General features: G+C 66.2%; 11 protein-coding genes. 4 read left to right on the forward strand and 7 right to left on the reverse strand.

The window, feature by feature from the left end; genetic code table 11:
• Positions 1-60 precede the first annotated feature (60 nt).
• On the reverse strand, positions 61-435 hold the full coding sequence (locus ACGF12_RS21935) for a hypothetical protein (RefSeq protein ID WP_393032465.1): 375 nt from the start codon (positions 433-435) through the stop codon (positions 61-63).
• A 183-nt stretch (positions 436-618) separates the two neighbouring features.
• On the opposite strand from ACGF12_RS21935, the gene ACGF12_RS21940 reads away from it, so the two are divergent.
• On the forward strand, positions 619-1,407 hold the full coding sequence (locus ACGF12_RS21940; RefSeq protein WP_393032468.1) for a GntR family transcriptional regulator: 789 nt from the start codon (positions 619-621) through the stop codon (positions 1,405-1,407).
• Positions 1,408-1,412: 5 nt separating this feature from the next.
• The gene (locus tag ACGF12_RS21945) at positions 1,413-2,171 is read left to right on the forward strand and encodes a glycosyltransferase family 2 protein (RefSeq protein ID WP_393032471.1); all 759 of its coding nucleotides are present in this window, start codon (positions 1,413-1,415) and stop codon (positions 2,169-2,171) included.
• A gap of 201 nt (positions 2,172-2,372) precedes the next feature.
• Here ACGF12_RS21945 and ACGF12_RS21950 read toward each other — a convergent pair whose 3' ends face one another.
• The 4 genes from ACGF12_RS21950 to ACGF12_RS21965 form a co-directional block, all read right to left on the reverse strand.
• Entirely contained in the window at positions 2,373-2,696 is a 324-nt protein-coding gene (locus tag ACGF12_RS21950; RefSeq protein WP_393032473.1) for a hypothetical protein, read from the reverse strand.
• Positions 2,693-3,163: an ATP-binding protein gene (locus ACGF12_RS21955; protein ID WP_393032476.1), complete on the reverse strand. Its 471-nt coding sequence runs from the start codon at positions 3,161-3,163 to the stop codon at positions 2,693-2,695. The genes ACGF12_RS21950 and ACGF12_RS21955 overlap by 4 nt, the downstream gene beginning before the upstream one ends.
• On the reverse strand, positions 3,160-3,870 hold the full coding sequence (locus tag ACGF12_RS21960) for a GntR family transcriptional regulator (RefSeq protein WP_393032479.1): 711 nt from the start codon (positions 3,868-3,870) through the stop codon (positions 3,160-3,162). Before ACGF12_RS21960 ends, ACGF12_RS21955 begins: the two co-directional genes overlap by 4 nt.
• 156 nt (positions 3,871-4,026) lie before the next feature.
• Complete coding sequence (locus ACGF12_RS21965; protein ID WP_393032482.1) at positions 4,027-4,278, reverse strand: hypothetical protein; 252 nt, start codon at positions 4,276-4,278, stop codon at positions 4,027-4,029.
• Positions 4,279-4,406: 128 nt separating this feature from the next.
• Between ACGF12_RS21965 and ACGF12_RS21970 the strand changes: the two genes are divergently transcribed.
• Together ACGF12_RS21970 and ACGF12_RS21975 are read left to right on the forward strand one after the other, a co-directional pair.
• Entirely contained in the window at positions 4,407-5,162 is a 756-nt protein-coding gene (locus ACGF12_RS21970; RefSeq protein ID WP_393032485.1) for a GntR family transcriptional regulator, read from the forward strand.
• A gap of 266 nt (positions 5,163-5,428) precedes the next feature.
• Complete coding sequence (locus tag ACGF12_RS21975) at positions 5,429-5,998, forward strand: hypothetical protein (protein ID WP_393032488.1); 570 nt, start codon at positions 5,429-5,431, stop codon at positions 5,996-5,998.
• A 237-nt stretch (positions 5,999-6,235) separates the two neighbouring features.
• Here ACGF12_RS21975 and ACGF12_RS21980 read toward each other — a convergent pair whose 3' ends face one another.
• Both ACGF12_RS21980 and ACGF12_RS21985 read right to left on the reverse strand, forming a co-directional pair.
• Entirely contained in the window at positions 6,236-7,687 is a 1,452-nt protein-coding gene (locus ACGF12_RS21980; protein WP_393032491.1) for an ATP-binding protein, read from the reverse strand.
• Between the two features lie 367 nt (positions 7,688-8,054).
• A complete protein-coding gene (locus ACGF12_RS21985) occupies positions 8,055-10,592 on the reverse strand; it encodes a hypothetical protein (protein WP_393032494.1) in 2,538 nt (845 codons plus the stop codon).
• Between the last annotated feature and the right edge of the window lie 125 nt (positions 10,593-10,717).

Genomic DNA, 10,717 nt, shown 5'->3' on the forward strand with positions numbered 1-10,717 from the left:
AGAGAGCCAGGACAGCGGGCTTCCTTGGTCCGTCGACCGCCGCCGCTGGCAACGGATTACTCAGACGTGGATGCGCCGCGGGGCGGCCATCCGCTGCACGGCCTGAACGGCCGCCATGACGGCAGAGGAAGAGCCGAGGCCGACCAGGAAGGCCAGCAGCCAGCCGCCACCAGAAGCCAGCTCGGCGCCACCGCCAAGCGTCGCCGCAGTGAAGGCGAGACCGTGGACGCCCCACGACGCCACACTCCCGCCGGCCGTCTTCGACTCGGGCCGGCGGCCCACCAGCTCCAGGTCGTACCGCCGGACCTGGCGCAGCTCCCCGCCAGAGAGCTGGATCACCACGACGCTGCCGTCAGCCTGGTCGGCGGCACCGGCCACCGTGCCCAGCGCCATGTCGCTCCGGTCGCGGACGACGTCACCGATTGCGAGTTGCATTTGGCCCCCCTCGGGATCGAAAGCGGATCTGGCCATGCCCAGCCGCCCGCAACTCCTAAAGAGATCCTGTCCTCAGGTCCTCTTTAGGAGTTGCCATGACTATGAGCTACGCCACCCCAACTCGTCAAGTCCTCTTGAGGACTCGTATGCTGGTTTCCGCAGACGACCAGGACGGTGATCACCATGGCGAAGGCGTATGAGCGCATCGCGGACGACCTTCGCCAGCTCATCCGGGCAGGCGAACTGAAGCCCGGGGACCGGCTGCCGGCGGAAACGAGCCTCGTCGGGCAGTACGGCAAGAGCCTCCCGACCGTCCGCCAGGCCCTGGCGCTCCTCCAGGCCGAAGGGCTGATCGAGAAGCAGCACGGTCGCGGCACCTTCGTCCGCAAGGCGCGCAAGCTCGTACAGCGCAGCAACGACCGGCACCAGTGGGAGAAGGACCGCGCGCGCCGCTCGCTGACGGAGCGTCAGCAGACTGGCGCGACCGAGCGCGACACCGGTCTGGAGCTGGACGACCTGGTCTTCACTGCGGAGTACCAGCAGATCCCCGCGGACGCCGAGTGGGCGGCCACCTTCGGAGTGACAGAAGGAACGACTCTGCTGGAGCGCATCTTCCATACGCGCTACCGCACGGAGACGGCCCCCTTCAATCTCACCCGTTCGTACCTGGTCCACGACATGATCGCGGGCAACCCCGACCTTCTGGACGCCACGAAGGAGCCCTGGCCCGGCGGGACGCAGAACCAGCTCCACACGGTCGGCATCGAGGTCGACCGGATCGTCGAACGCGTCACCGCGCGGCCACCGACGGCCGAGGAGACCGAGGAACTGGAGTTGCCGCCCGGCACTGCCGTCCTGGTCCTGCGAAAGACATCCTTCGACGTCAAGGGGCGCGTCGTGGACATCGCTGACGTCACCCTCCCGGGCGACCGCACGGAGCTGACCTTCACCACTCAACTGGAAAGGTGGTGAGGGCCGTGCAGCGGCGCATCATCATCGTCACTGCCGTCCACCCGCCGTCCGCGCTGTTCCTGCCGGACGCCTACAAGTCACTCTGCGAACAGGAACTGCCGGAGGGCTGGGACTGGCTCTGGCTGATCCAGGAAGACGGCAAGAGCGACCAGGTAGCCCCCTACGTCCCCGACGACGTCCGGATCAGCTTCCGCCAGGGCCGACCGGGCGGTGCGGGCATGGCCCGGACCATGGCGCTGGCGCGGGCCGAGGGCGAGTACGTGAAGGTGCTGGACGCCGACGACATGCTGGCCCCCGGCGCCCTCGCCCGCGATATCGCCGCGCTCACCTCGAACCCCGAGATCGGCTGGACGACCTCCCGCGTCCTTGACCTGCTCCCAGACGGCTCGTTCGTCGGCTTCGACCAGGACCCGCCCGCCGGCCCCATCGAGCACGGTGCCGTCCTGGATCACTGGAAGGCCCACGACTACCGCGCCCAGGTCCACCCAGCGACGCTCTGCATGCGCCGCGACCTGCTGATTGCCCTCGGCGGCTGGATGGCCCTCCCCGCTTCCGAGGACACCGGGCTCCTCCTCGCGCTCAGCGCGGTGAGTCGCGGCTGGTTCACGGCGGAGGTCGGCCTGCACTACCGCAAGTGGCCCGGCCAGGTGACCAGCCAGGCCGCCCACGTCGACAGCGTCGAGCGCGAGGCCCGGATGGCGGTCATCGAAGCCAGGGCGGAGTTGCTTGCGGGGCTGGCGTGGCAGTACCCCGCCGGGGCCTGAGCATTTCGTCCCGCGGCCGGAACGGCAAGAGCCCGGACACCTCTCCGTCCTGGAGATGTCCGGGCTCAGCCGTAGTCAGCGCCTCAGGGATGGGGTGGCCTGGCCGGCCTTCGGGCACGATCGGCCCGGAGCGGCTGCACTTCCCCTCCCTGCTCGAAATCCGTCAGCCGCGTACGCTGAGCCGGACAGAGGCCTGCGCGTTCACTTCGGCGCCGCCGTATAGGCCGGGCGGATCCTGATCATGTGGGGCTCAGCAGGCTCCAACAGATCGCCGACGTAGAGCGCCAGCGTCCAGCTGCCCGTGCGCCGCACCTGACCCGCGATGAACTCCGCCGCACCCGGCCGACCGAGGCCGCACTCAATGAAGTCCCGGTGCCATGCCCACACCGTCAGCGGCTCGATCTCCCTGAGCAGCGCCGCAAGCGCGTCGGGGAGCCTGAAGAACTCCGCCTCGGGCATGATGCCGTCGATCGAGGCCACGACCGGGCCGAACGCCTTCGTCTCTCCGTCGTTCATGCTGATCACCGCGCACTCTCCTCGGCCTCTTGCTGATGCTGCGCGGTCTGGTCAGTGCTCACAGCGCACCCCTCGTCCGCTGGGGCAAGCAACGCCCAGACCGCCTTGCCCACACCACCCTCACGGGGGCTCACGCCCCACTCCTTCGCGAGCTGGTCAACCAACCGCAGCCCGCGGCCGGACTCGTCCTCATCGCCCGTCGTACGCATCATCGGGATCCGCCGACTGGCGTCGTGAACCTCGATGCGCAGCAGTCCGGGCTCCATCTCGAATCGGACGAAGATCAGACGACCCGGCATCCGCGCGTGTTGCACGGCATTGCTGACCAGCTCAGATAGGACCAACTGGCCGATGTCCAGGAACCGTTGGCCGCTATCGATGCTGGCCAGAAACTCCCGCAGCAGGCTCCGGGCGGCACCAGCGGACTTCTGATGACGAGCCAGCCAAGCCTGAGACGTTCCGATGGGCCTCGTCACTTCCCGACCCCCGTCAGCTCCGGCCCGCTGGTCGAGAAGACCGCCTCGGCTCGGTCGCTGGGGAGCACCAGCAACACGCCCATCACCACGCGGCCGGCGCTATCCATCGACGTGCGCTCGATCGCCAGGACGGGAATCCGGGCAACGATGCGAAGCGCATCGGCCTCCTCGGCGCTCGGAAAGCGCGCAGTGACGCGCTCGGCAGTCGCCGCGCACGGGATGCCGCGCGCGAGCAGATGCGCGCGAACGTCGTCGCCCCAGGGCGACCACGGAGCTTCCGGGAGAGGAGCGTCCAGCGCACGCGGCACGTAAACGCGCGCCAGACTGCACGGGCGACCGGCCTGCTCGCTGAGGTAGACACGCTCGACCACCGGAGTCTTGGCGCGGACCCGGAGCAACGACTGGAGCTCGCCCGCTGCCTTGACCTCGGTCACGGTGACCTCGATCCGCAGCGCAGGCGGGCAAGCCGCTGGCGGGTCCTGCGGGTGGCGCCCGCCAGCGTAAGTTATGGGCTGGACCGGACGGCGAACGAAGTTCCCGTTGCCATGGAACTTCTCGATCAGCCCCTCGGACTGGAGCTCGTCCAGAGCCCGACGCAGGGTCGGCAAGCCGACTTCGTAGGTCGCGGCAAGCTCACTTTCCGAGGGCAGCTTGCTGCCGGCCGCGAGGGCCCCGGAGCCGATTCGGCGCCGGAGGTCCTCGGCCACGCGTGTGTATCGGACGGCCATGGCGCGCTCACCACCTCCGGTTGTCATCGGTGGAGCTGCGGTACAGCAGCGGGGCCGGGGCACGACAGCTCGAACACGCAACGAGCTGACGCCTGGTCCACGTCGGGGCGGGGCGGGTAAGGTCGAACACGCTGATCAGCTCCCATACAGCTGATGGCACTGCCCCGCGACGGCGACTGCATCGTCCGTCGCGGGCGCATCCATGCGGACGGCGGCCCATGCGATCAGGCCGCGGCTGGCGCTGCTGACAAGTCCGAACTGGTCGGCTGTCTCCAGCAACGCCAGGAGAACTCCCCACGACTCGGCCGTTGTCGAGTCCGGCACCTCCGTCTCTATGCAGGCGTGATTGCCGTGATCCTTCATCTGCGGATCGAGCCCGAGGGCCAAGAGACCAGCAGTGATGCCGTCAGCACGTGCCCGATCGCACGAGAACACAGGACACCCCTCCGTAGCTTCTTGGCCACTCAGAGCGAAGCTAGTTAACTAGATTAGACCTAGTGGACTAGATTTTCCATATGGGTGAGCAACCTCCGTACCTGCGTATCGCAGACGCCCTGCAAGAGCGCATCGCCAGCGGGGAATGGGCACCGGGCGACCGTCTGCCCTCGCGTGCTCAGCTCGCGCGCGAGCTCGGCGTAGGCGACAACGTCGTGCGCCGCGCGCAGGAACTCCTCATCCTCCAGGGCGCTTTGGAAGGCCGCGCGGGCTCAGGCACGTTCGTCGCCGAGCCGCGCCAGCGACTTCGACTGGTCCGCTCCCGAGCGCGCGAAGACCGCGGAGGTTCACCCTTCCAGGCCGACATGACCAGCCTTGGCCGGCGGGGCACCTGGGAGAGCCGCACTGATGCCAAGGTCCCGGCGCCGGCGGACATCGCAGCCCGCCTCGGCATCGCCGAGGGCGACCTCTGCGTCCGCACGTCCTACGAGTACTTCGCCGACGGCAAGCCGATCCAGCTGTCTACCAGTTGGGAGCCCTACACCCTCACCACAGGCACGATCATCGTCCTGCCCGAGGGCGGGCCGCTTGCCGGCGCCGGCGTGGTCGGCCGCATGGCAGAGATCGGCATCACGGTCAGCCACTTCACGGAACAGCCGGAGCCCCGACACGTGACCGACGAGGAGGCCTCGCTCCTCGGCGTGCAGCGCGGCTCCCTCGTCACGCACATCCGGCGCACGTACGTCGCCGACGACGGCCGCGCGGTCGAGACGGCCGACATCGTCCTCCCCGCGGGCCTCTGCGAACTGGTCTACGAAGTACCCATCACCCCCTGAGCGTCCACGGGCTTCCGCACGCAGCGGGACCGCCTCCGCCTCAGATCCGGCTGAAACATCAGGCGCGGTCGTCACAGCTGTCACAGTGTCACGCACCCGTCCCGGATGCTCCCACGCCAGCTGATCCAGCGCCCCAATGTTTCAGCCTGCATGCCCCAGCGCGCACCAACAGACATGCGGCAAGTCAGCCGTTAGCAGGGCGGCGCGTCCCGTCCAACTCCTAGAATCCTCAAGACATCAAGAGAACTTCATGTCTTGGGGGAGACTTGGCCGCGGCCGAACAGATTGTGACGATCGCAGCCGTCCTCGTGGGTGCGCTGACGACGCACCTCACCAACCACGCGATGGAACGGCGCCGGAAACAACACGAGCTGCTGACCCGGTGGGACGAAAAGAAGCTCCACGCGTACGAGGGCTACATCGACAGGATCAGGTCGTGCGTCTTCCTCGCCGTCCACCTCTACGAACACAAGGAAGGCATCCACGCGAGCAACAAGGGCGAGCACGAGCTCACCACGGAGCTGGCGGAGGCGAACTGGCAGCGCGGCCGAGCCTTCGAGCGCATCATGCTCCTCGGCGGCGACGAGGTCGTAGAGGCTGCGCACCGGCTCAACGCGGCAGCCCTCGAAGTCGACTGGCAGGCCGGCGGCAAGGTCCACGGCACCCTTGACGAGTGGCGCACCCGCAACCGCGCCGTCTTTGGCGCCATCAACGAGTTCCACGACGCCGCCCGCCAGGATCTCGGTGTCCAGGGCAACGTCACCGGCGAAAGCCACCCGGAGCGTGACCTGTTGTTGCCGCCCCCGCGGGGCGGCTCGAACGGCAACCACTCCTAATGGCAGGCACCGCTGCCGCAGACAGCCATGCGTAAAAGCCTTCTCTACGGGTGGTCCAAGGGCGCGCACAGCGCGCCAGCGCGCGGCCTTGCCGCTCGCTGGCGCTCCTGTCTTCGCCCCGCTTCGGCGGCGGCCGGCCACGCACGGCGGCCGACGGCAGAGGTGTGGGTGCAGGCCACTACCGGCCGTGGCTGGTGACGGGCGGCTCCAGCTGGTGCTCCGCCTCAGCACAATTGCTCAGAACAGAGCTTGAGGGCCCGGATTCTCGGGCTTCTCATCCGATACTTGAACCGCTGCGCCAGTTCCTGTGTACTTTCGCCATGCGGCTGACCCGCCGCCCTTGCCCGGGACGCGCTCGATCTGATGGGCGCCTGCGAGCCTCAAAAAGATGCTCTTTACCTTGTTCTCGGATCCGATTCCAGTGATCTCGCGGACTTGCTTGTTCGTAATCTCTTCGTGAGTATCAAGCAATTCCATGATGAGCTCTTCCGGCGTCCCGAGCTTCTGGTGTCGGATCTCAACTAGCACCGAGTTGTCGGTCTGCTTGATGACCGGGTCCTTCAGTTGCAGCTTCTTCATTGCCGCAAAGGCAGTGTTTAGCCCCTCCCCGACATCCTTGTTCGGCGGGTTGGGGAATTTGTTAATGAGGCGCACGATGGTTCCGTTGCGCGAGAAGCGCTCGGAGAGAATGTTTTGAACGGTGATGTGGGCCGGAAGCGACCCGGGACTTTCGACTTCCACACGATTGTCGAAGACCCTTACGTGGACATCGTCGGCGATTCCGTAGTCTCTGTGAATAACCGCGTTCGTGATAATCTCATGCAGGGTTTCGAACGGATAGGAGATTGACTCCAGGCCGTCCGGACCCAGGATGCGAACCTGTTCGATGATCTCCACGGTTCGCTCTACCGCCTCATGGATTTGATCATACAGGCAGCCTTCGATCGTAATTGGATCGAAGGCCAGATTCTCGCGGGCGCCCTGCTCGTCAGTTGTCTTGTGCCGGTACAGCTTGATTGCCGAGCGCTTGGGGAGTGCGACCTGAGGCTCGTCGGCAAAGAGGAGCAAGGCGGCAACAGTCGGCTTGTTCTCATGCGTGAGAAGCTGCTTTCTGAGCCAGGCGGACGGTTCGGCGCTCGGGACGACATCAAGCATGAATCTGATTATTACTTCAGAATTTGTGATCAGATCGAGTGGGGCCGCAACCGTCTCGGTCTCAAAGGAGGTGATTCCTTTGTTGCGACTCAGGCGAATGAGTTGCTCTGCGGATGTATATGGGATGCTCTGCGCCCCTCGCCGCACGTACGCCTTCCCATCGGATGCCTTCATTACCTGGCGGGTCTTCTGGATGGATACGTGAAGCACGAGGCCAGCGTTCCCCTGCGGGGCTTGGAGGAATTCGTAAGAGAATTCTTGGCCTAGCGGAAAAAGGCCGTCGAAGACTAGAATGTGCGGATTCGCCGACTCGGTATCGGAAAACCCGCGCCATGCTCGAATATTGTTGGCCTTGTCGAGCTCGTCGATTCCAATGTAGAGCTCTCCGCCATCGGCGTTTGCAAAGGCTGAAATTGCCTTAGTGAGCTTGGATGGGGAGATCTCGATGGCCTTCAGGTCTGCGAAATGGCTCTCTTCGAGGCGAAGGATCTTAGCGACGTCGCTGGCGGTGACCGGCAGTACCTGGATCGACATGGCAGGATTCTTCCACAGCGCCACCTGAGGTGTCCCCAAGATTGGCCCACCTTCTGAAGGCGGATCATCATCGCCGAGCAGGATCCGGGGATCAGTGGGCTGACGAGAATGGCATGAGTGCTGGTGGGCGCGAGTGAGTCAGCTTGGAGACGTGCCACAGGCGTACCAGATCGGGCGGTACGTGGCGGTCAGTCGCGGGCGCTGGCGGCGCCAGGGTGTGCGGCGGGACTTCCGGGTCTTGCTGGCGTCGGTGGCGCGCGCCGAGCGCCACACCGCGGCCGGCCCGGTAGTGGGAGGACGACGGCAGCACGAGATTCGCTACTGCGTGGTTGTGCGCGCGGCGGGCCCAACCACGCGGGCAGCGCAGTCATGGGACGACCCGGTCAGGGAAGCGGCGAAGAGAAGCGTCGGGCCGCTGGTCCAAGCGGTCGAGGCTTTCCCACGTCCAGGGGCAGGCTGGGGTGCCGTCGGTCTCCAACCCGTACAGTCGTTGCCCGCCCGGCTCGACCCGGGGCTTTTCCGTTATGGCGGCGCTATCCGGGGTCATCCGCGAAGCCGCGGCTCCAAGGCGGTCGGCGGCCTCGGTTTCCCCCGCCGTGCGGAGGTTGCTCAGCAACTTCGTGCATGTCACCGCTTCGGCGAGCCCCGGGTGTGCGGCGACTCGCTCGATCATGGCGTGGATGTGCTCGTCCAGGCTTCGCGCGCGGAGCATGCGTAGAAGATCAAGGAACGTGCTTGCATCCGGATCCACGGCTGCGATCGCGCGGCAGGCGAGCCGGTCGAGCGCTTCCGACTGGTGGTGCTCCTCCAGCGAGCGCGCCAGAAAGCCCAGCTCAGCGATGGACGAGAGAGGGACTTCCTCGACAGCCCGCAATGCAAATCTGGTCAGTTCTGGCGGACTGACGAAGGGCGCGAGCACGTCGAAGAAGAGAGCCGTGTACTCCGCGTCGTCAAGTCCGATATTCAGCAGGCTTTTCAAGACAAGACAGCGGGTCAGATCATCCCGGTCGAGGTTTTTCAGGGTTCGCAGGAGCATGACCACCTTCTGGACAGAGCCGATGACGACCTCTGCCGAGGGATCACGGGCCAAGAATGCGTCCAGGCAGTCGTCGAGCCCGCAGTTCCGCAGCTCTTCCAGCAGCCAACCGACGGCCTCCGGGTCCTCCAGGACAGCCATGGGTACGGCCCGCTCCGCGAGCCGACGGCGCGCCGATATAACCCCGAGGCAGCGCAACTCATACAGGAGCTGTGCGACGGAGTAAGTGTCGCTCGGATCCACGGCTTCGACGATCCGATCGGCCAGCAGACACGCGGCCTCCTCCCGGCCCTGGTCCCACAGTCCTTCAACGAGGTCTACGAGGGGATAGGGAGTAGACAGATCGACTTGTCTGGCGGCTTCCCAAGACAGGGCCTCCGCGACCTCGGGGTCGTGCCCGCACACGTTCAGTACCTTGAGGAGTGTTCCCATCGCTTGCGGGTTCCGGACCGGAGGGCCCAGGGAGAGGATTCGGTCGGCGAGACGAACCGCGTGATCGGTGTATCCGGCGTCGAGCAGCTGGTCGAGAAGCCGGAACGCGCCAGTTTCATCCGGCAGGCGCACGTGTGCCCCCGGATCGAGGTTCACGAGCAGCTTCTCGTGACCAATTCCGCCAAGGATTTCGAACAGCTCTTGGACCTCGTCCGCATCGGCGAGATTCACACGGGAGACCACCCGCGCTGCGAGACGGGCCGAGACGTCCGGGCCTACGCGATGCAGTTCCCACAGCCGTAATCTCGCGGTGAAGAGCGAATCGAAGCCGACGTGGTCTGCCATCCAAAGCGCCATGCTCCGGCCGCTGTTCCCTGTTTGGGGGATAGCCAGTAACATTCCGAACCAGTTCACGTATCCGGCGATGGCTGCTCGACGCATCAACAGCACAGTCTGCTTCAGGAAACCCCGCCGCTGCGCCTCGCTCGAAAGGCTCACGAGCGAGGCCAGGTCGGTCGTGCACATAGTCAATGCATCCCACAATGCGGGGGTAGGGGCGGGCGCATCCTCAGCAGCAACGAGGCTTTGGTGCAGGTAATCGGCCGGTTCGTACGTCGTCGTACCGCCTGAGATGTTGCGGACGGCGATGAGCGCAGTGAGGGAGTGCCTGATGTCGGTGCGACACCCGTCGGCGCGCACTCCGGAAGTCAGGGCGATCAGGGCGTCACGCCCCCAGCCGGGTTCCGCGGGCCTGTGGTGTGGTGGGAGGGCTGCGTCCGCGGCCTGCGTCAGTAATTCCTCGGACAGCGGCGCGTAGTGCCCCAGCTGTCTGGCCGTGATCGCGGCAGTGATCAGGGCGTGCTCGGCGTGGGTGAAGTGGGCGCCGGGCCCCATTCGGTACGCGGCGAGGAGCTGAGGCCCACCGCTGAGGTGTTGGATCACCCGTCCATCGGCTGCGCCGGCTCGCACGGCTCGCCCCATGCGAGGATCCTTGCTGGAGTCGGCGAGGCTTTCCCACCTCAAGCGCTCAGCCGTTGTCAGGTCGGCCGGGACCGAGACCCGGTGGGTGACAGGTGCCTCAAGGAGAGCGCGGACCTGACTGCGGGGATCCGTTTCTACCGCAGGACGGGTGAGGTCCTCCCAATACGGGAGGGTCCACAGGGTGCCGACGACGGTGACGCCGGTCTGGGTCATCAGGAGTTCGCGCAGGGCGGCAGCGGCCTCCTCGGAACGGTCGCCGTAGAGGAATCGCTGAGCCTCGTTGAGCCAGAGCACGGCACCCGGCGCAATGCGGTCGGCGCCCAGCAACTCGGCCAGCCCGGCGGCATTGGTGGGCCGCCACAGTGGGCGGGCTGGGGCCAGTCGGCGGAGGGCCTCGAACAGAGCACGAGTCTTACCCGTCGACGAGTCGCCGGTAAGCACGACGAACGCGGACACGAACCCGTCCAGAGCCGGGGTGAGCAGGTGCTCTGAGCTTCCCCCGGTGTGCGGGAGGTGCTGATCAGCTGGTCAGAAGGGGTTGGCGGGGTTTCAGGTTCACTTGTTCGGCCGTCGCGTGGTTG

Origin of the sequence: Kitasatospora sp. NPDC048296 (genome assembly GCF_043201815.1) — a bacterium.
Classification (GTDB): domain Bacteria; phylum Actinomycetota; class Actinomycetes; order Streptomycetales; family Streptomycetaceae; genus Kitasatospora.

What these genes read in the sequence shown, in the direction of transcription:
- ACGF12_RS21935 (WP_393032465.1), bottom strand. Translation starts at nt 435, where the DNA reads ATGCAACTCGCAATCGGTGACGTCGTCCGCGACCGGAGCGACATGGCG.
- ACGF12_RS21940 (WP_393032468.1), top strand. Translation starts at nt 619, where the DNA reads ATGGCGAAGGCGTATGAGCGCATCGCGGACGACCTTCGCCAGCTCATC.
- ACGF12_RS21970 (WP_393032485.1), top strand. Translation starts at nt 4,407, where the DNA reads ATGGGTGAGCAACCTCCGTACCTGCGTATCGCAGACGCCCTGCAAGAG.
- ACGF12_RS21980 (WP_393032491.1), bottom strand. Translation starts at nt 7,687, where the DNA reads ATGTCGATCCAGGTACTGCCGGTCACCGCCAGCGACGTCGCTAAGATC.